This window comes from Marinifilum sp. JC120, from assembly GCA_004923195.1.
In the GTDB taxonomy this organism is placed as follows: Bacteria; Desulfobacterota; Desulfovibrionia; order Desulfovibrionales; family Desulfovibrionaceae; genus Maridesulfovibrio.
In genome coordinates, this window is record RDSB01000012.1 from 1 (window position 1) to 19,740 (window position 19,740).

Annotated in this window: 16 protein-coding genes; 7 read left to right on the plus strand and 9 right to left on the minus strand. The window is 45.0% G+C overall.

Going from position 1 to position 19,740, the window contains the following annotated elements; genetic code table 11:
* Nucleotides 1–389 precede the first annotated feature (389 nt).
* A complete protein-coding gene (locus D0S45_12525; protein ID TIH14631.1) occupies nucleotides 390–1,268 on the minus strand; it encodes a DMT family transporter in 879 nt (292 codons plus the stop codon).
* A gap of 280 nt (nucleotides 1,269–1,548) precedes the next feature.
* Nucleotides 1,549–2,724 (minus strand): hypothetical protein, encoded by a 1,176-nt coding sequence (locus D0S45_12530; GenBank protein TIH14632.1) that lies wholly within the window; start codon nucleotides 2,722–2,724, stop codon nucleotides 1,549–1,551.
* Between the two features lie 346 nt (nucleotides 2,725–3,070).
* Here D0S45_12530 and D0S45_12535 point away from each other — a divergent pair, with 346 nt between their 5' ends.
* From D0S45_12535 to D0S45_12555, 5 genes are all read left to right on the plus strand, one after another.
* Nucleotides 3,071–4,375, plus strand: a complete 1,305-nt coding sequence (locus tag D0S45_12535; protein ID TIH14633.1) for a chromosomal replication initiator DnaA — start codon at nucleotides 3,071–3,073, stop codon at nucleotides 4,373–4,375.
* 134 nt (nucleotides 4,376–4,509) lie between these two features.
* Complete coding sequence (locus D0S45_12540) at nucleotides 4,510–5,673, plus strand: DNA polymerase III subunit beta (GenBank protein ID TIH14634.1); 1,164 nt, start codon at nucleotides 4,510–4,512, stop codon at nucleotides 5,671–5,673.
* Nucleotides 5,673–8,069 carry a DNA topoisomerase (ATP-hydrolyzing) subunit B gene (gyrB, locus tag D0S45_12545; protein ID TIH14635.1) on the plus strand — a complete coding sequence of 799 codons (2,397 nt, stop codon included), beginning with the start codon at nucleotides 5,673–5,675 and terminating at the stop codon, nucleotides 8,067–8,069. Before D0S45_12540 ends, gyrB begins: the two co-directional genes overlap by 1 nt.
* 105 nt (nucleotides 8,070–8,174) lie before the next feature.
* Nucleotides 8,175–10,640, plus strand: coding sequence for a DNA gyrase subunit A (gyrA, locus tag D0S45_12550; GenBank protein TIH14636.1), 2,466 nt, complete (start codon nucleotides 8,175–8,177; stop codon nucleotides 10,638–10,640).
* On the plus strand, nucleotides 10,637–11,425 hold the full coding sequence (locus D0S45_12555; protein TIH14637.1) for a hypothetical protein: 789 nt from the start codon (nucleotides 10,637–10,639) through the stop codon (nucleotides 11,423–11,425). The genes gyrA and D0S45_12555 overlap by 4 nt, the downstream gene beginning before the upstream one ends.
* Before the next feature lie 57 nt (nucleotides 11,426–11,482).
* On the opposite strand, the gene D0S45_12560 is transcribed toward D0S45_12555, so the two are convergent.
* A complete protein-coding gene (locus D0S45_12560) occupies nucleotides 11,483–12,349 on the minus strand; it encodes a LysR family transcriptional regulator (protein ID TIH14638.1) in 867 nt (288 codons plus the stop codon).
* 80 nt (nucleotides 12,350–12,429) lie between these two features.
* Between D0S45_12560 and D0S45_12565 the strand changes: the two genes are divergently transcribed.
* On the plus strand, nucleotides 12,430–12,777 hold the full coding sequence (locus D0S45_12565; GenBank protein ID TIH14639.1) for a carboxymuconolactone decarboxylase family protein: 348 nt from the start codon (nucleotides 12,430–12,432) through the stop codon (nucleotides 12,775–12,777).
* A gap of 55 nt (nucleotides 12,778–12,832) precedes the next feature.
* On the opposite strand, the gene D0S45_12570 is transcribed toward D0S45_12565, so the two are convergent.
* From D0S45_12570 to D0S45_12580, 3 genes are all read right to left on the minus strand, one after another.
* Nucleotides 12,833–13,936, minus strand: a complete 1,104-nt coding sequence (locus tag D0S45_12570) for a hypothetical protein (protein ID TIH14640.1) — start codon at nucleotides 13,934–13,936, stop codon at nucleotides 12,833–12,835.
* Nucleotides 13,937–14,091: 155 nt separating this feature from the next.
* Entirely contained in the window at nucleotides 14,092–15,435 is a 1,344-nt protein-coding gene (locus tag D0S45_12575; GenBank protein TIH14641.1) for a glutamine synthetase, read from the minus strand.
* A gap of 228 nt (nucleotides 15,436–15,663) precedes the next feature.
* Nucleotides 15,664–16,623: a hypothetical protein gene (locus D0S45_12580; GenBank protein TIH14642.1), complete on the minus strand. Its 960-nt coding sequence runs from the start codon at nucleotides 16,621–16,623 to the stop codon at nucleotides 15,664–15,666.
* 664 nt (nucleotides 16,624–17,287) lie between these two features.
* Here D0S45_12580 and D0S45_12585 point away from each other — a divergent pair.
* The gene (locus tag D0S45_12585; GenBank protein ID TIH14643.1) at nucleotides 17,288–17,680 is read left to right on the plus strand and encodes a hypothetical protein; all 393 of its coding nucleotides are present in this window, start codon (nucleotides 17,288–17,290) and stop codon (nucleotides 17,678–17,680) included.
* A gap of 85 nt (nucleotides 17,681–17,765) precedes the next feature.
* On the opposite strand, the gene D0S45_12590 is transcribed toward D0S45_12585, so the two are convergent.
* The 3 genes from D0S45_12590 to D0S45_12600 form a co-directional block, all read right to left on the minus strand.
* Nucleotides 17,766–18,641 carry an ATP phosphoribosyltransferase gene (locus D0S45_12590; protein TIH14644.1) on the minus strand — a complete coding sequence of 292 codons (876 nt, stop codon included), beginning with the start codon at nucleotides 18,639–18,641 and terminating at the stop codon, nucleotides 17,766–17,768.
* Nucleotides 18,641–19,015, minus strand: coding sequence for a phosphoribosyl-AMP cyclohydrolase (hisI, locus tag D0S45_12595; GenBank protein TIH14645.1), 375 nt, complete (start codon nucleotides 19,013–19,015; stop codon nucleotides 18,641–18,643). The genes D0S45_12590 and hisI overlap by 1 nt, the downstream gene beginning before the upstream one ends.
* 162 nt (nucleotides 19,016–19,177) lie before the next feature.
* On the minus strand, nucleotides 19,178–19,618 hold the full coding sequence (locus tag D0S45_12600; GenBank protein ID TIH14646.1) for a transcriptional repressor: 441 nt from the start codon (nucleotides 19,616–19,618) through the stop codon (nucleotides 19,178–19,180).
* Between the last annotated feature and the right edge of the window lie 122 nt (nucleotides 19,619–19,740).

The following is a 19,740-nucleotide window of genomic DNA, read 5'->3' on the forward strand; positions in this document are numbered from 1 at the left end:
GTGAATCAACTCCATAAAGCTGGATGCTGGACTTTGCCAAATCAATTCCGATTATGGTAGCTACTTTCATTGGGATGGTCCTCCATTTCGAAGTTGTGGTGAACTTGAAATATACCCCTTTTTAAGGGGCGGGACCATCCCATCAGCTTAAACCCTTTTTGAAAAAAGGGTTTAAGAATCCCAAAAACTTTTAATAGGGCTTCGCCGCTGTAGTTTAAAAAATATTACTTACAATTAAAGCGCACTATCTACAAAGATAGTGCGCTTTATTTTTTGAAAGTAGCCTCTAAAAGCTATATGCGAAGCTTACTAAATGATTCTGAAGGGGATGGGGTCTGGGGAAGGGGAAACTCTTGCAAGAGTTTCCCCTTCCCCAGTCGCCGGAGACATCATGATTTAATCTGCGATAATAACATACCGCAAAGCATCAACCCACACCCGATCAAGCCCTGCGTAGTCAACAATTCACCGAGCATCAACCACCCGGCGAGAGCCGCAAAAACTGACTCCAGACTGAGAATAATTGCCGCGTGTGCAGGCTTTGCTTCCTGCTGGGCCACCACCTGCAAAGTATAGGCTACACCGACAGACATAAGCCCGCCGTAAAGAATAGGTACAATCCCGGCCCAAATACCTGCAAATGTCATGGTTTCCAATGCAAATGCACCGATAAAACTAAATACAGAACATACTACAAACTGCCCTGCTGCAAACTTAACCGGATCGACCTTGGTTGCCAGCAGGGAAATCACTACAACATGCCCGGCAAAAAAGACCGCACAACAGAGTACCAACAGGTCACCCATCTCAATATGAAAACTCTCGTTAACAGAAAGCAAATACATACCGATAACGGCCAGCACTGCGCCGACCCAAGTAGGAAGCCCGGTTTTCTGCTTAAAAAATAATCCCATAATAGGAACAAAAACCACGTACAATCCGGTGATAAATCCTGCATTGCCGGCCGTGGTATAAACTAGTCCCCATTGCTGAAAAGTCGCCCCTAAAAATAATGCCCCGCCCGCAACCAGACTGCCTTTAAAAAAACTTCCCTTATCCACTTCCTGATAAGTACCGTCTTTCTTCTTTTCGCGGTCTATGCGCTGAATGAGTGGTAGCAGAGCAGCAGCACCCAAAGCAAAACGGACCGCATTGAAAGTAAGCGGACCCATGTAATCCATCCCCACCCGCTGGGCCACAAATGCAGCACCCCAGATAATGGCAGTGATAAGCAATAAAATATCGGCCTTAAAACTCTTTGTACTCATGTATGCCTCCGGCGGCCCTTCGGGGACCAGAGAAACTTTTTGTAAAAAGTTTCTCTGGACTCTTCAAAAACTTTTAGTAGGGCTTCGCCGTTGTGATAATTTGAATTTTGCTAGTAATTAAAACCGCACTATCTGCAAAGATAGTGCGGTTCAAAATTTGAAAATATATTTGCTGCGCTAAGTGCGAAGCATACTGAAAGGTTTTGAAAGGGATGGGGTCTGGGGAAGGGAAAACTTTTACAAAAGTTTTCCCTTCCCCAGCCGCCGGAGGCATCAAAACTTATTCAGATTCGATTTCTTCTACTGGTTCTGTGAGCAGGAAATCGCCTTTTTCGATCCAGCTTTTGAGCTTGTCTGCAATTTCAAGGGAAATTGAATGACTGGTCAACGGAACGGTGGGAATATCCTTACCGTTCAGGTTGATTGAGCCGGACTTGAGTTCTTCAAGGGTCACATGGGCGAGGATGTTACCTACACCGTTGGGATAGTCATACCCGTAATCCTTGACAGGCATCTGGATGTCAGCATCGGATACACCTGTAAACCAGGCCATTTCCTCGTTCAGGATAGGAATGGGAATACCCACACCAACTGATGCGGTACAACCGTAACCGGGAAAACTGAGTCCACGGAAATAACGGGAATCCATTTCAGTTACATTGTCACTCTTGAGCATGAGTGTTCCAGAGGGAGTCAAAGGAATACCGCGCTCGTTACGCTGCGGACTCTTCACATGCTGAGTACCGGCCCCGATGACGTAACCTTTGGCTCCGGCAAGGAAAATACGTGTACCCATGCCGATAGTACGCAGATAAGGATCGTTGAAAAGCGGGGAAAGCTGCCCGGCAGTGGCAAAGTTGACATTGCGCTGATTGGGCTTGAGCGGTCCCATGTAGGTGTAGACGGTCCTGCTGGTCATGTTCACCGCGGCATTGTAATTCTGGTAGCAGTTGCGCGGATTGAGCATGGTCAGGTTATTAAGATCCTTGAGGGATACATCTTTTTCAATCTCCCGGCGCGGGTAACAGTCAGTACCATAGGACTTGGCCTTGAGACGCACTGTTTTACCGGCAATCAGATCTTCGATGACATGACCGCCGCCGTAAGCGAAACGACCGGGATGAACCTTATTCAAGGGATCGTCCTCAGAAGGCTCGGTAACGCCGATAAATGAGTCTACAGCTGCGACTCCGGCGTAACAGGGAACATTGTTCAGCCAGACCTCTGAAGTCTTGATAAGCGGCGGAACCTGCCCGATATTGAAAAACATGCCGGAGGAGCACATGGGAGAAAAGGTCCCGGTGGTTACTACATCTATCTCTTTGGCTGCTTCAACCTTGCCTTTGGAACGGACGATTTCGACCATTTCTTCAGCATTGACGACTACAGCCTTACCTTTCTTGATTCGTTCATTTATTTCACTGATTGTCTTGTTGACTTCAAAGGTAGTGGCCATTGGAAAGACTCCGTTTGAAATTTGGTTACTGGCTAGCCTGACTCAAGTTTTCCACATTACGTTCAAAAGGATTATCCGGGCTGAACCGCCCCGTGCATTTGAATACAAAGTCAGACGAGCAGAGATTGTGGCTTAAATAGCCTCTGATTGCAATTTTATTTTTTTAAAGGGGTAGATATTATTTCGCGTGACAAAAACGTTTTAGAGGCGAATATGCCTTGGCTTAAGCTATATAATAATGTATAAGAACCTGTGGTCGCGGGGGTAGAGAATATTCGGATTTTTTAAGATTTTTTTTACTTTAATTTCAATAACTTAAAACACCCCTAAAAAATAAATTATTCACGTGAAAGAAGCACTTAGAAATCACCTTTTGAATTCATGCTCTGATTCCGAGCTGACACGCTGGTTTGACCCCATAAATATCGACATTTCCGACAAGAGCGGAGAGGTTGTAGTTACTTTTCCACACGCTTTTTTCGGGCAGTGGTTCAAATCAAGTATTCAGGACCGTTTTGAAGAACAGCTGGGCCAGTTTCTGGGTAGCGGATTCTCCGTATCCTACTCCAATAACGGTTCAAGCCAGACTTCGGTTCAAGAGCAGCCCGTCAGCATCAAGAAGATTGACTTTCCATTCGGGCATAACTTTACCTTTGAAAACTTCCTGATCAGCAAGAAGAACTACTTCCCCCTTGCCTCAGCCAGAGAAGTGACCCGTGTAGATAACATCTCCTTCAACCCTTTTGTCATCTGCGGCAAGAGCGGTTCCGGTAAATCACATCTTTTGAAAGCCATTGCCAACGAAGTCTGTAAAAATGTCGAACGGGAAAAAGTGTTCCTCGGAAACGTTGATGACGTACAAAACATCTACTCTGTTCGTTTTGGCGGCGACATCATACGTGCGAGGAATTATTTCTTTGATTTTGAATACTTCTTCCTTGATGACCTTAAGCAGATCAAAAAATACGAACACCTACAGCAGGAACTAATCTCCATTTTCAACAACTTTTATGAAAATGGAAAACAGATGGTCTTCAGCTGTACGGATAAACTGGCTTCCTACGACTTTTTGAACAAGAACCTAAAATCAAGACTGGAATGGGGACTTATCGTCACCCTGAAAAGACCGGACCTCGAGATCAGGGCCAAATATGTTCAGAAGCAATGTAAACTGAAAAAACTACCCCTGAGTAAGGACCAGATCCTTACCCTTTCTCAAAGATTTCAGGATTTTAGATACCTTCAAGGTATCATCATCAAACTTTCTGCATTCCGTGAACTTGTACGCAAGAACATGGATGACCGGGATTTTGAACATATCCTCAGCAACACGGAAGAAAAAGCCGACGAGACTCTTACACCTGAATACGTGATCGAGTGCGTGGCTTCTCATTTCAACCTCAAACCTTCCGACCTTACCGGGAGCAAAAGGCACAAGATGACCGCCCATGCACGGCAGGTGGCCATGTACCTTTGCAGGGAACTTTTAGGGATATCCTACCCCGCTCTAGGCCGGACATTTGGAGGAAAAGACCACTCGACTGTTCTTTATTCTGTTAAAAAAATTCAAGAATTACAAAGAGATGATAAGGTTTTGAAAAGACTGTTGATAGACTTGAAGAATAAGTGTCTTTTACGTGTCTCAAACTAGGAAAGTTCAAATTGAGTGTCTATATGTCACTTAAATGCAACATTGATTGTGCATAAAAATACCATTAATTTCAAATAGTTATCTGAAAAAGAAACATACGAACCGCCCTTATTAAAAATACAAGGAGAATATATATGTATTTAAAGGTGAATAGGGATGAAGTGATCGAAGGATTGCAGAAGTCTGCCAGCATCATTCCCGCCAAGACAGGTGCCGCATATCTGCGCACCATATGGCTGAAAAGCGAAAGTGGAAATCTGCGCATCATGTCCACTGATTCCAACCTGGAATTCTGCGGAACATATCCGGCTGAGATCGTAGAAGAGGGTCTTGCTGGTGTGCAGGGACGTGCATTCTATGATCTGGTCCGCAAGCTGCCTTCCGGTGAACTGACCATCAAGAACGATGCTGACGGTTCTTCCATTCTGGTGGAGCAGGGTTCCAGAAAATACAAGTTGCCGGTGAATGATCCCACCTGGTTTCAGAAATTCTCCGACTTCCCTTCAGAGGGAGCTGTATTCTGGTCAGGTGATTTCCTGTTGGAGATGATCGAAAGAATCGCCTTCTGCATCAGTGATGAAGACAGCATGGAAGCCATTGCCTGCATGAACATTATCCCTTCTGCTGATGAGAATGGTAAGTTTGTGGAAGTATGCGGCCTTAACGGACATCAGTTCGCACGCCTTAAATTCATCAATGATGACATTCATTCTATTCTTCCTGAAGAAGGAATCCTCATTCAGAAGAAATATCTGGTTGAACTGAAGAAATGGCTCACTGAGGATGAGATTGAACTCAGTCTCAGTGAAAAGCGTCTTTTCTTTAAGACTGCTGATGGTAAAGAAACTTTCAGCCTGCCGCTCAGCTACTACCAGTATCCCAACTACAAAAACTTCCTGGCCAAGCTGGGTGATGATGATGTTTCCCGTATGACAGTAGAAAAGTCCGAGCTTTCCATGGCTCTGGATCGTATTTCTATCTTCAATACCGATTCCAACCGTTGTGCTTCTTTCTTGTTCAATCCCGGTGAGCTGGTACTTTTCTCTCAGGGGCAGGAAGTGGGTACCGCAACAGAGTCCATGGAGATCGAGTTTGCAGGTGAAATGGAACGCATTGCTTTCCCCACCAAGAATCTCATTGAGATCCTTGGACACTTCCAGTCCGATAAAATTAATTTCACCCTGACCGGATCCGAAGCACCTTGCGGCGTAACCGGAAATGATGACAACGAGTATCTCGTCATCGTCATGCCCATGAAGGTTCAGGAAGAGACCTACTACAGCGAGGAAGACGTTTAATGGCTTCTAATCAAGATTACAGCGCGGAATCGATTACCGTCCTAGAGGGTCTGGCTGCGGTTAGAAAAAGACCCGCCATGTATATCGGTTCCACCGATATCAGGGGCTTGCACCACCTTGTTTACGAGGTGGTCGACAACTCCATCGATGAAGCCATGGGCGGATATTGCGATAAGTTCAAAGTTACTCTGCACATGGATAACAGCGTTACTGTTTCCGATAACGGACGCGGTATCCCCGTTGATATTCATCCAAAAGAAAAAAAACCTGCTCTTGAAATCGTTATGACTGTACTGCACGCCGGCGGTAAATTCGATAATGATGCCTATAAAGTTTCCGGCGGATTGCACGGAGTTGGTGTTTCTTGCGTAAATGCCCTCTCTGAGCATCTTGAGGCCACTGTTCGACGCGGGGGCAAGATGTATCGTCAAACTTACGTCAGAGGGGTGCCTCAGGGTCCTGTGGAGTGTATTGGTGATGCGGTGACCACCGGAACTACCGTCCGCTTCCGTCCTGACGAGGAAATTTTCGAAACCAACCAGTTTGATTTCAGCGTTCTTAAAAAGCGTTTCCGTGAGTTGGCTTACCTGAATAAAGGTCTTGAAATTGAATTTGTGGATGAAAGAACCAATGAAAAGGCTAATTTTAAAGCTGACGGCGGTATTGTTTCATTTGTCGAAGATTTGAACAAAGGTCAGACCACAGTAAGTGACATTATTTACGCTGAGTCTGAAACCGAAAACGTAATTACTGAACTGGCTATCCAGTACAATACAGCGTTCAAGGAAAACACCCACACCTTTGCCAACAACATCCGCACTATTGAGGGTGGTACTCACCTTGCCGGTTTTAAGGGCGCGCTGACCCGCGCAATTAATACTTATATCCAGAATTCGGATCTGCCTAAGAAACTTAAGCACAAGATGTCCGGTGATGATGTTCGTGAAGGTTTGACCGCTGTAATCAGTGTGAAATTGCCTGAACCGCAGTTTGAAGGGCAGACCAAGACCAAACTCGGTAACTCCGAAATGGTCGGTATTGTTTCCGGCATGGTTTACGACAAGCTTTCATCTTATTTTCAGGAAAACCCAAAAGACGCCAAATGCATCATCGAAAAAGTAGTTGATGCAGCAAGAGCCAGAGAAGCAGCCCGCAAGGCCCGCGATCTGGTACGCCGTAAAGGTGCTCTTTCTGACCATTCATTGCCCGGTAAGCTTGCTGACTGCCAGTCTAAAGATCCTTCCGAAAGTGAACTCTTCATTGTTGAGGGTGACTCTGCGGGCGGTTCTGCGAAGCAGGGCCGTAACCCCAAGCATCAGGCTATCCTGCCTCTGCGCGGTAAGATTCTGAATGTGGAAAAGACCCGTTTTGACAAGATGCTCGGTAACAAGGAAATCCGGGCTCTGATAACCGCCATGGGTATCGGAATCGGTCAGGAAGAAGGGGAGAAGGATTTCGACAAGCTGCGTTACCATAAGGTCGTTATCATGACTGATGCGGATGTTGACGGCTCCCACATCAGAACCCTGCTGCTGACCTTTTTCTTCCGTCAGTATGAAGAGCTTATCCAGCGCGGACATCTCTATATTGCCCAGCCTCCGCTGTACCGCATAGCCAAGGGTAAGTATGAGAAATTCATCAAGGATGACCCTGAACTTTATTCACTGCTCATCGAAAGGGTGGCTAAAGATATTGCCATCAAAACCAAGTGCGGACAGGAATACCATCACGAATCTCTTGTTGAGCTGCTGAATGATATTCGCTTTATCAAGAGCAAAATCGGTGAAGCTGCCAATATGGGTATTTCAGATGCCTTGTTTGCCAATCTGGTCAGCCTTGATGAAAAGATGACTCCTGAAATGTTTGCTGACAGTGATCCGCAATCTTTTGTCTCCAAAATGGAAGAATCGGGATACAAGGTTATCGTTGAGCGCGAAGAGACTGAAACAGAAGGCGAAGCCCGCGTTTACGTTATTTTTGAAAATGAAAACGGGCACCGTAACAGATTGGCAGTTGAATTCTTCAACTCCAAACTGTTCAGAAATACTTATGACCGTAACCGCAAGATTGTTGATGATTGTGATGGAATTGATTTCATCATCGTGCGCGGAGAAAATGAAACCGAAGTCAGAGGTATTTTCAAGTTGCTCGATGGCGTAATGGAAGAGGCCTACAAGGGTATCAATCTCCAGCGCTACAAAGGTCTGGGCGAAATGAACCCTGAACAGCTCTGGGAAACCACCATGGATCCTGAAAAAAGAACCATGTTGCAGGTGACCATTGAAGATGCTTCAGGAGCTAATGAAATCTTTGAAGATCTTATGGGTGACAATGTTGAACCTCGCCGTGAATTTATCGAGAAAAATGCTCTAGCAGTTCAAGAGTTAGATATTTAATACGAAGCGGCGAAGCCCTATTAAAAAAGTTTGGGATTCTTAAACCCTTTTCAAAGGGTTTAAGGCCCCCGGCAGGGTGTTGCCGAAGGCAAATTTGGAGAAAAAATGTCTCAAATCACGATTGAAGAAGAGCTTAAGAAATCGTACCTAGAGTACTCCTTGAGCGTTATCATAGGCCGCGCCATCCCGGATGTAAGGGATGGTCTTAAGCCTGTGCACAGGCGTATTCTTTACGCCATGCACGAGCTGGGCAACAGTTACAACAGGTCTTACAAGAAATCTGCCCGTGTTGTCGGTGACGTAATCGGTAAATATCACCCGCACGGTGACTCCGCTGTTTACGATGCCTTGGTTCGTATGGCGCAGGAATTTTCCATGCGCGATCCTCTTGTGGACGGTCAGGGTAACTTCGGTTCCATTGACGGCGACGCCGCAGCTGCCATGCGTTACACCGAAGCAAGAATGTCCAAACTCAGTTCCGAGTTCCTGGCCGACCTTGAGAAGAAGACTGTCGATTTTCGTGACAACTACGATAACTCCTTGCAGGAACCTTCTGTCCTGCCCACCAAGGTTCCCAACCTGCTGCTGAACGGTACTTCCGGTATTGCGGTCGGTATGGCTACCAATATTCCGCCCCATAACCTCGGCGAGTTGATTAACGGTACTGTGCATCTGCTCGATACCCCCGAGTGTGAAATTGAAGACCTCATGGTCCACATCAAAGGTCCTGACTTCCCTACCGGAGCACTCTGCTTCGGCGGAAAGGGGCTGCGTGAGGCTTATCTGACCGGTCGCGGTTCCATCAAAATTCGCGGTGTTGTGAATATTGAAGAGAAAAAGAACGGTCGTCAGTCAATTGTCATCACCGAAATTCCTTATGCCCTGAACAAATCCAGCATGGTTGAGAAGATCGCCCAGCTGGTTGGTGAAGGTAAAATCGAAGGCGTTTCCGACCTGCGTGATGAATCTGACCGTAAGGGTATCCGCGTTGTTGTTGACCTGAAAAAAGGCGCAATTGCAGATATCATCATCAACTCCCTGTATAAGTTCACCCAGCTTGAGCAGAGTTTCGGCATCAACATGATGGCCGTTAACGCCAACCGTCCGCAGCTGATGAATATTAAACAGATTCTGGAGGCATTCCTTGAACACCGTCGCGAAGTAATCATTCGCCGCACAAGGTTTGATCTTGATAAGTGCGAAAAACGCGCTCACATTCTCGAAGGTCTGCGCATTGCGTTGGATAACATCGACGAAGTGGTCAAAATCATTCGCGCTTCCAGTAACGGCGATGAAGCCCGCACCGGACTCATGGATAGATTTGAACTTTCCAGAGTGCAGGCACAGGCAATTCTGGATATGAGATTGCAGCGTCTTACTAACCTTGAGCAGGAAAAACTGCTTGAAGAATACGCTGAAATTCTCAAGAAAATTGAATACTTCAAGTCCATTCTTGAAAACGAAGAAGTACTCAAAGGCGTTATCCGCGACGAACTGGTTGAGATCAAAGAGAATTACGCCACCGAGCGTAAGACCGTGCTTATGGATCACAACCCCGATGACATCGACATCGAAGACCTGATCCCCGATGACGATGCGGTTATCACTCTTTCCAGACGTGGTTACATCAAGCGTACTCCGCTTTCCAATTACCAGAAGCAAAAGCGCGGCGGTAAAGGTATTGCCGGTGTTCAGACCAAGGATGGAGATTTTATCCACACCTTCCTGACCACCTCCAATCACCAGTTCCTGCTGCTGTTTACTTCCAAGGGTAAGATGTTCAAAATCAAGGTTCATCAGGTTCCCGAAGCAAGCCGCATCGCCCGTGGCGCGCATATCGCCAACCTGCTGCCTCTTGAAAAGGACGAAACCATCGCCACTGCGATGACCATGCGTGAGTTCGAGGAAGAGGATTTCTTCCTGTTCGTAACCAAGAACGGTATGGTCAAACGTTCTTCAATAGCCCTCTACCGCAATTGCCGTCAGTCCGGTATTCGTGCGGTAGCCCTGAAGGAAGGCGATGAACTGATTACCGTAAAAGAAGTTAATGCAGATTCAGAAGCTGTACTGGTCACCAGAAACGGTACTTCTATTCGCTTTAGCTGCCAGGATGCCCGTTCCATGGGTCGTGTGGCCAGTGGTGTTAAGGGGATTGCCCTGCGTCCCGGTGATGAAGTTGTTTCCGGCGTTGTTACCGGTGATGAAGAGCGCGTCCAGCTGCTGACTATCTCTGAAGGCGGTTACGGTAAGCGTACCGACATCGAACAGCATCGCTTACAGACTCGTGGCGGTAAGGGAATCATCAGCATGAGAGTGACCACTAAGACCGGCAAGGTGCTCGGTTCAATTATGGTTTCACCTGATGATGAAGTTGTTCTGCTCACTTCCGGTAACAAGATCATCCGCATGGGCGTGAAGGATGTCTCCCTTGTGGGTCGTGCTACTCAGGGTGTGAGATTGGTACGCATGGATGACGGCGACCATGTTGTTGGTTTTGACCTTGTTCAAGAAGCAACTGAAGAAATTGAAGAAATTGCTTCTGAATCTGAAGGTGAAGAATCCACATCATGAAAAGATGTTTGATCATAATAATCACATCCCTGCTGCTTATGGCGCAGGGATGTGATAAACCGAGTGATAACAGATCAGAAGTTATCGATAATGCTCGGTCAAATTTTATTAGCGGCTTTTACGTAGATTCCGAAAAAGGCTTTGAAAGATATTTGCAGGATAACCCGCAGGGGGAAGACCGTCTTGAAGCTTGGAATTATCTGGTAAAAATTGCCTCTGAAGTTCGTCATGACAGTGACCGCGGGGCTGCGATCCTTGAAGCCATGTATCTTGAGTTCGGACATAAACCGGAACTTGCTTCACAGCTGAAGCTTCAGTTGGCGGAAATGTATATCCGTACCGGGCAGTATAAGCCGGCAGTTGAGGCGCTAGAGAAAAGTCTTGAATATTCTGATCAATCGCAGGAGCAGCTTGATTCAACCCGGACTTTACTGGCTGAGACTTTCCGCAAATTAAGAAATTATGACCTCGCTATTTATACCTATAACGACATAGCCAAAAGTACTGATAATAAGACAACAAAAGCTCGTGCTCTTTTTGAAATGGCCCACACCCTGACTTTGATTCAAGCTTGGGAAAGGGCAGAATCTGAGCTTGAAAAGCTGTTAAAAATGGAAGGAATTCCAGAAGATCTCCACGCTGAAGCTGCTTTCGTGCTAGCTGATATCTATGAAGATCGTCATGAGTATCGCCGCGCAGCTGAATTGCTGGAAAAGATTGTTGATACTTATCCGAATCCTTACGCAGTCAGGTATAAGCTGGATTATTTGAAGAAGCGGTTTTGATATTTGTATATAAATAGTCGGCTAAATGGGCAGTTATTCGGAAATTCCGAATAACTGCTAAATCATAATTCCCAACCCCTTCGCAATAAACCCTCCAAATACCGAAACCACTTCTGAACAGTTTCCGGGCTGGAATCTCAAGTCAATATAAACCGATTTTATGGGTGGCAGGTCGTCTGAAGGAAGGGCGTGCCTGCATCCTTTTGCTGTTGTTTCCTTTGTCACCACTGCTATGGCCAATCCTCCCTGAACCGCTGCCAGCAAGCCAGCCATACTGGGGCTGCCGTAGGCAATACGGTATTTGCGTCCTGCTTTTTCCAGAGCTTTCAAGCCATTCTCGCGATAACAGCAGACCGGGTGGAATAGAGCCAGCGGCAATTCTTCCATTTCTGATGGGTCCATTCTTTCAGGCAGAAACCAGCTTAGTTGCAGTGTGGTGGAGTATTCTGTCTGTATGTTGTCAGTTGTTATGACTAGGTCGAGTTGTCCGCTATCCAGCATCTTACTCAGACTAGGGGTGTCATCACAAAATACATTAACTTGGACTTGAGGATGGTTTACGGCGAATTCTCGCATAATTCCGGGAAGATGTTTCATAGCGTAGTCAACAGGAACACCAAGGCTTATCTTGCCGTTTAATTTAGGCCCGGACACAGCGGTTAGTGCTTCATCATGAAGATTCAGAATTTTGGCTGAGTAGCGATAAAGTATTTCACCTTCGGATGTAAGACTGACTCCTCTGCCGTCGCGCTTAAAAAGCACGCATTTCAGGTCATCTTCCAGTTTTTTCATCTGCATGCTTACTGCTGCCTGTGTCCTGTGAACAAGGGATGCAGTGCGGGTAAAGCTTCCGGTATCAGCGGCTACTAAAAAGGAACGGAGCAGATCCGGGGTCAGTTGAGCTGTTTTTGTGATATCAATCATTTTTATATCCTAGATAAGAAATATTAGTTTGTCTAATGTGTGTGAGTCAGCCATTATCTTCCAAAACAAGGAGCTAAAAAATGGCTGAAACACAAATCGAACTTAAGAAAACAATTGGCGTGAACTGGGAAACCTACAATAAACTTATGCCTGAAGTCGGCGATCTCTATGATCAGTTTCATGGGGAAATTTATAAGGACGGATCTGTTAAAGCCAAAGATAAAAGACTGATGGCTTTGGTTGGGGCGCTGGTCAGTGGATGTAGGGCCTGTATGCTTTATCAGACTGAGGAAGCTTTGAATCTGGGCGCAAGTGTGGATGAAGTCCTTGAGAGCTGCGCTGTGGCAATTTCCCTTGGCGGAACAATGGCCGCAGGTGAAACAACACACATTATGGGATTACTAAAGGAAATTGGCAGAATAGATTAGTTTTGAACATTAAATAAATAGCAAAGTCGGCTCCGCTTGGAGCCGACTTTGCTATTTATTCTTCAAAATCATAAACCGTGTAACTACTCATTAATTCGAGCATAACGTAGGTGCTGGTATTTTCCCGAATGCAGGTGGCAGCATCAATGATCATTCGCAGTTTAATTTCAAACTCAGTAAGAGCAGATTTCATGCGTTCATTGATGATTCTTTGTGCATATTCAGGGTTCATATTTGATGAGGTTATCGATAACCCTTTTGTGAAGAAATAATTGTTTGAATTACGAACTAGCTTTTCGATACCATGCATTTCAAATTCATCGTGAATCAGTTTAAGTTTAAAAAGGCTCATGGCAATATCATCGGCAGGTAGTTCATCTTTTACCGCAGGGATGAGTAATAAGGGACCATTTTTAAGCAGTCTGTCCTTCATTGTATCATCTTCAGGAAAATGACTTGCCAGCCTTGCAGCGAAATCACGGTCATTTTTTTGTTTTACCAGTTCCAGTAGAAATTCTTCAATAAGATTCAGGCGCAGTTCATATTCCTTAAAAATAGAAGTGCGAAGCTCAGCAGCTTTGTCATTAAATTCATTTTTACTTATATCATCAATGCCGTAAGCAAAAATTTTTGCACTGAACTCATCATCTAATCTCTCAAGGATAATATTTTCTGTTTCTGCTCTTTTGCCGAAAATGGATTTGATATTTTTGGCGGCCAGATTCCACCATGAAATTAAATCATGAACATCATTGTGATAAAAATTAAAGCGGGGAAGGTTGTCGGAAAATGTAGTTAATTCATTTGAGGAATTAAAAAAGGATTCATCAAGACTGACTGAAGGGACTTGAATTTTTCCCTCTTCCTTCAGTTTTTGAACCCGGTCCATAAGGTCTTCGCAGGTCTTTTCAAAGCGTGAAAACGAAATATCCAGTTCCCCGCTTTCATAATTATCGATAATTTTTTTGATCCGCGCTGAGCGGACCATATTAAAATTATCCAGCAACTTCTGGCGTGTATCCTCAGAAAGAAGAATAATTATTTTTGCCACAGCGGCATTGCTGATTTTTCGGCTGAAGATTTCCTGCAAACAGAAATCCGGCAGTAAGCCGAGTGAATCTAATTTGTATTGTTCATTTAGAACTGAAATTTCAGCCATATAACACCTGTACGTATAAATCCGCGAAGCGAACTAAAATTTTTTGAAGAGTCCAGAGAAACTTTTTTTAAAAAGTTTCTTTGGTCCCCGAAGGGCCACCGGAGGTATAAAAATGTAAGCCCGGTCAATATATGGACCGGGCTTACATTTAACATTTAAAGTACAGGCAGATAGGTTGAGATTTCATACTCAGTTACCTGAGTACGGTATTTATCCCATTCCTTGATTTTGTTCCTGTAGAGATTGCTGTGAATATGCTCGCCGAGGCATTCTTTGACAACTTCACCGTTTTTCATGGCCACGGCAGCTTCGTAAAGGTTGCCGGGCAGGGCGGTTATGCCGTGCTCTGCGAGAGTGGGTCCGTCCATGGCAAAGATATTTTCTTCGATGGGGGCGGGCAGTTCATAGGCCTCGTCAATTCCCTTAAGTCCGGCTTGCAGCATTACCGCAAAACAGAGATAGGGGTTGGCGGCCGGGTCCGGGCAGCGCAGTTCCATTCTGGTAGCGTTTTCTTTACCGGGCTTATACATGGGCACCCTGACCAGTGTGGAGCGGTTTTTACGAGCCCATGAAACGTATACAGGTGCTTCATAGCCGGGAACCAGACGTTTATAAGAGTTAACCCACTGGTTGGTTACGCAGGTCATTTCCGGGGCATGCTTTAGGATACCGGCAATGTAGCTTTTGCCTTCCGGACTGAGATGAAACTCATCGTTGGCATCGAAAAAGACGTTGCGGCCGTTTTTGAACAGGGATTGGTGTACATGCATGCCGGAACCGTTTTCACCGAAAATCGGTTTGGGCATGAAGGTGGCATAAATGCCGTGTTTGCGGGCCATTTCCTTAACAATAACCCGGTAGGTCATGGCGGTATCGGCCATGCGCATGCCCTCGGCATAACGCAGGTCGATTTCATGCTGACTGGGGGCTACCTCGTGATGGCTGTATTCTACATCGTAACCCATTTGCTCAAGGGAGAAAATAATGTCCCGGCGGACATCGTTACCGAGATCCAGCGGCGGGGCGTCAAAGTAACCGCCACGGTCGATGATTTTGGTGCCTTTCTCATCTTTAAAAAGGAAAAATTCAAGTTCGGGACCTACATAGTAGGTGTAACCGCGTTCAGCTGCCTTATCGAGGGTCTTTTTGAGTACCCAGCGGCTGTCTCCTTCATAAGGTGTTCCGTCAGGGTTCTGAATATCGCAGAACATGCGGGCAACAGGTCTATCTGTGGGCCGCCATGAGCAGAGCTGGAAGGTGGTTGGATCGGGAATGGCGATCATGTCCGATTCTTCGATGCGAGTGAAGCCTAGAATGGAAGAACCGTCAAAGCCCATACCTTCCTCAAAGGAAGCTTCAAGTTCCTTGGGGGTGATCTGGAAACTTTTAAGGGTTCCGAGAATATCTACAAACCAGAACTGTACAAAGCTGATATTGTAATCACGTACAGCTTTCAGGACATCGTCAGCGTTTTTGCAGTTGAAAATTGGCGCAGCCACAGTTGTTTCCTCCTTGAAATAAGAAGTTACTCCCAGCCCGGCGGTATTATTTCCGCAGCAGGACAGGTACGGTATACATTCAAAAAATCCAGACAGTGTCCGTCCACTGCCTAAAAATCAAGCATTTGATATAATGAGTTTAAATTGTGGTTAATTATTGAATATCGAGCTGATAATAGCTGATTATGGATTCTTTATGCAAACTGTATCCGCACAATTTTCCATAAATTAGATTGAATCAACCAAATCCCGCATTTCCTTGAAGAAGTTAAGGATTTCTGCATGATTTCTTGGTTCTGAGTTAATATCCAACCGATTGAAAAAAGATACAATATTTCCTTTTGGCGTCTTGGTCATGCCGAAATATAGTTCATAAAGAGGACCTTCGGGGGATTTGACGGCTAGTACCCAGTCTCTTCCCTGTTTGTGCCATACTTTTGAGGTATTTGCTTCTTTTTGGCTGCTGACCAGATAAACCAGTTCTTGTAGAGTGAAAGGGTGTCCCGGTTTGCCCGGCAGGCCTAAAAATTCACCGCTATCAGAATGGATAACCACTGGGAGTTCCATAAATTCTGCTTCCGGCTCAATGGCTGATGTCTCTGCATCAAAGGAATATGATTCCGCCTGACCGTCATCCTTTTTAATAGTGACTACTTTCTTGGCAGTGATCCTTTCCGGTTGCTGCAATCCGCCTGAATTGACTAGTATATTTTTGATTTCCTGCAATAGTTCATTGCTGTCTGCTGGTGGTTCGGATTGGGCCTGAACCAGCTCTTTCAATGATTTTTCCATACGCCCAAGGCGTTGTTCTGCCTTGGCCTGTGAGGTTACCAGCGCGGCAAGTCCGTTCATCATTTGGCCGGTAGTCTTGACCAGCTTTTCGAATTCTTCACTGTTTACCTGTGAATTTTCGGAATTATTTGTACTTTCCGATAACTGATGATTGTCTTTAACTGATTCAAATTCTGTTAAAAGTTTGTCACGAATCTGCTTTACCGATAGATTTTTATTAAAGAGGTCACGTATGCGCAGGCAGAGTTTATCCGCTCCTTTTCTGAACCGCAAAGGTTTGCCGTGTCCGACAATAAAAAAGAATTCTGGAAATTTTTTACGATAACTCTTGACGGTGGTGACTGAGACTCCGGTAATGGTGGAAAGTTCACGGTGAGTAAATGTTTCAGTTGTCATTTTTAATAATCCTGTATGCTTTTTCAGTGGTCCAACTTTAATCTGAACCATGTTTGCTTGCTGATTTTTGAATAATTTATGTAGTATATTAAATGAATAACAAAGAATATTGCTTATCGATAACTTTAATCGTCGGTGGGGTCAACAGGCATAAAAAAAGAACGGCTGCCGTCATGGTTGAAGCAGCCGTTCTAACAACAGAGGTCATGAGATAACCTGACTCAGGTATTGATTGGGTGGAGTTTTAATTCCTGAGTAGGGTCATTATACTCCCGCTGGGGATTGAATTTCAATGTTAAAATTCAAATCAAGTGTTAAAATATTTTTAGTTAACTTTTAAGATTTTGATTTATAACATTTAATATGTTTTTGAATTATCGATAGGTTCCTGTTTAAAGAGGGGTTAGTTTTGGAATCTGGTCAGCAGGGAAATGATGAAAAGGACCACCAAAGCGGCCATCAGGATGGTATTGATATTGATGCCGCCTTTGATTTTCTGCTTTTTGCGGTACCCGAATATCAGGATCAGGATTGCTATGAAGAGAAGAAGTTTGAACATGAGTAAGATTTAATAAATCGTCTTTTAAAAAAAAGCAAAGTGGCTGTCAGATGAAATTTCGTATATGGTGCTGCTATCTTTTTTAACAAATTCAGGAGTAATAAGATGAACGGAACTAAAATTATTTCTACAGTTGTTACATGCTGTGCCCTGCTGGTCACTTTGCTGATATTACCTGTTCAGGCCTCTGATTTTGATACCCTTATTGAGCAGGAATGCAGGAAATCTTTGGCTGCTGAAGGTCTTGGAGATGAATATCTATCAGCGTGTGTTGCCGGGGTTAAGAGAGAATTGTTTGGCAATCAGCCTCCCCGCATAGGGATAAATACTTCCTGTCCTTCGGGTACTTTTCCGTACTATATTCAAGGTGATCCCAAAGTGCGCTGTGCGAGAATCAGCTATACTAATAGTAATTCGTGTCCTGCCGGGCAGCAGCAGATCGTGATTCAGCTGGGTGATAAGCAGGTTCCTATGTGTGTAAGGATTGTTTCGCAATAAATTTTCGTAAGGGTTATTCAGTCTAATAAAAAAATGGGACGGCGGATAATCTCCACCGTCCCATTTTTATGTGGGTATTTGAAAGCTAGATAACTTTATTAAGCGGATACTCAATAATTCCTTCCGCACCCATGTCGATGAGTTCGGGGATGAGCTCACGCACAACCACTTCCTCGACCATAATTTCCACTGATACCCATTCAGGATCAGAAAGATCGGATACGGTGGGTGAATTTAAGCTTGGCATTACTTCCATGGCTCTTTCAAGTGAAGCCTTGGGCATGTTCATTTTCAGGCCGACCATTTTTTCAGCCCGCAGCGCGCCTTGGAGCAGCAGGTTGATATTTTCAATCTTTTTACGTTTCCAAGGATCATTCCAGGCGTCCTTGTTAACGATGAGTACGGTGTTAGTGGACATAACCTCGTCAATAATGCGCAGGCCATGGGCTTTAATGGTGGTGCCGGTTTCGGTAACTTCGACAATGGCATCGCAAAGGCCTTCAACTACTTTTGCCTCAGTGGCACCCCAGGAGTAGAAAACGTCTACATCAATATTTCTGGACTCAAAGTATTCTTTGGTGGCACCGAGCAGCTCAGTAGCAATTTTTTTTCCAGCAAGGTCTTCTGGTTTCTTGTAGGGAGAGTCACCTGCTACAGCCAGAATCCAGCGTGCCGGACGGTTGCTGACTTTTGAGTACACAAGGCTTGATACTTCAAGAACATCGGATTTGTTTTCCAGAACCCAGTCTCTTCCGGCAAGACCGCAGTCCAGAACACCATCTTCGATATAGCGGGAAATTTCCTGAACACGGCACATGGAAATGTTCAGCTCATCATCGTTTACATCGGGAAAATAGTTTCTGTGGTGCAGGTTTACTTTCCAGCCGGATTTGGCAAATAGTTTGATTGTTGCATCCTGCAAAGAACCTTTGGGCAATCCGATTTTCAGTTGCTTAGACATTATTTGTATACCTCCTTAGGGTCAAAAACCATGGGCGAACATTTAATTACTTCGCCTTCCTTAAGTTCACGATAAAAACAGCTTCTGTATCCTTTGTGGCAGGCTGCACCGCCGATCTGGTCCACGAGCAATACGAGGGTGTCCTCGTCACAATCAATCTTTATGGATTTGATTTTTTGTACATGACCGGATGTTCCGCCTTTATGCCAGAGGGTGTTGCGGCTTCTGCTCCAATAATGGGCATCGCCGGTTTCAAGCGTCTTATTCCATGCTTCTTCGTTCATGTAAGCCATCATCAGGATCTCACCGGTTTCGGCATCCTGAGCAATGGCCGGTACCAGACCGTTCATTTTTTCAAAGTCGGGCTTGATCATACAATCCTCTGTTTAGCGGGGCTTTGCAGCCTTGTGTTATTAAGATGAAATGGGATTATGAAATCCCGCCAATTGCCGTGATTAAATATTTTAGTGATGCAAAAAAAAACGCCGTCTGATTTCAGGCGGCGTTTTTAAGTGTGTGTAAGGAAATTTTATGCGTTATTTATCGCTTTTTCCCTGGCACTCCTTGCAGACGCCGAAAAGATACATCTCATGATGGGTAAGTTCAAAGCCATATTTCTTGGCGAGTTCTTCCTGTAGATGTTCAATTTCGTTATCCACAGCCTCGATAGTCTTACCGCAACGTTCGCAGACAAGATGGTCATGATGCTCATGACCGTACTTATGCTCATAGCGGATGACGCCGTCGTTGAAGTCGACAGCTTTGGCAATGCCGGAATCGGCAAGCAGTTTCAGGGTACGGTAAACAGTAGCCTGCCCGATGGACGAATCTTCTGTACGAACAAGATTGTACAGTTCTTCTGAAGAGATATGGCCTTCCTCGGCAAGGAACACTTCCAGAATTGTCCTACGCTGGGGGGTCATCTTAAGTCTCTGACGGGTCAGATATTCAGTAAATATATCCTGTGCTGATTTCATTAAACTGTATCCAAAATTTTATGATTACCTTGAGGAATACAGTTCACTTACATTGAATCAAAGACCTCTGTCAATTGGTCATTGCCCATATTTCTTCATAGGAGTATGAATATCGCAAAAAA

What these genes read in the sequence shown, in the direction of transcription:
- D0S45_12555 (TIH14637.1), top strand. Translation starts at nt 10,637, where the DNA reads ATGAAAAGATGTTTGATCATAATAATCACATCCCTGCTGCTTATGGCG.
- D0S45_12525 (TIH14631.1), bottom strand. Translation starts at nt 1,268, where the DNA reads ATGAGTACAAAGAGTTTTAAGGCCGATATTTTATTGCTTATCACTGCC.
- D0S45_12560 (TIH14638.1), bottom strand. Translation starts at nt 12,349, where the DNA reads ATGATTGATATCACAAAAACAGCTCAACTGACCCCGGATCTGCTCCGT.
- D0S45_12580 (TIH14642.1), bottom strand. Translation starts at nt 16,623, where the DNA reads ATGACAACTGAAACATTTACTCACCGTGAACTTTCCACCATTACCGGA.
- gyrA (TIH14636.1), top strand. Translation starts at nt 8,175, where the DNA reads ATGTCTCAAATCACGATTGAAGAAGAGCTTAAGAAATCGTACCTAGAG.
- D0S45_12600 (TIH14646.1), bottom strand. Translation starts at nt 19,618, where the DNA reads ATGAAATCAGCACAGGATATATTTACTGAATATCTGACCCGTCAGAGA.
- D0S45_12530 (TIH14632.1), bottom strand. Translation starts at nt 2,724, where the DNA reads ATGGCCACTACCTTTGAAGTCAACAAGACAATCAGTGAAATAAATGAA.
- hisI (TIH14645.1), bottom strand. Translation starts at nt 19,015, where the DNA reads ATGATCAAGCCCGACTTTGAAAAAATGAACGGTCTGGTACCGGCCATT.
- D0S45_12585 (TIH14643.1), top strand. Translation starts at nt 17,288, where the DNA reads ATGAACGGAACTAAAATTATTTCTACAGTTGTTACATGCTGTGCCCTG.
- D0S45_12590 (TIH14644.1), bottom strand. Translation starts at nt 18,641, where the DNA reads ATGTCTAAGCAACTGAAAATCGGATTGCCCAAAGGTTCTTTGCAGGAT.
- D0S45_12570 (TIH14640.1), bottom strand. Translation starts at nt 13,936, where the DNA reads ATGGCTGAAATTTCAGTTCTAAATGAACAATACAAATTAGATTCACTC.
- D0S45_12565 (TIH14639.1), top strand. Translation starts at nt 12,430, where the DNA reads ATGGCTGAAACACAAATCGAACTTAAGAAAACAATTGGCGTGAACTGG.
- D0S45_12540 (TIH14634.1), top strand. Translation starts at nt 4,510, where the DNA reads ATGTATTTAAAGGTGAATAGGGATGAAGTGATCGAAGGATTGCAGAAG.
- gyrB (TIH14635.1), top strand. Translation starts at nt 5,673, where the DNA reads ATGGCTTCTAATCAAGATTACAGCGCGGAATCGATTACCGTCCTAGAG.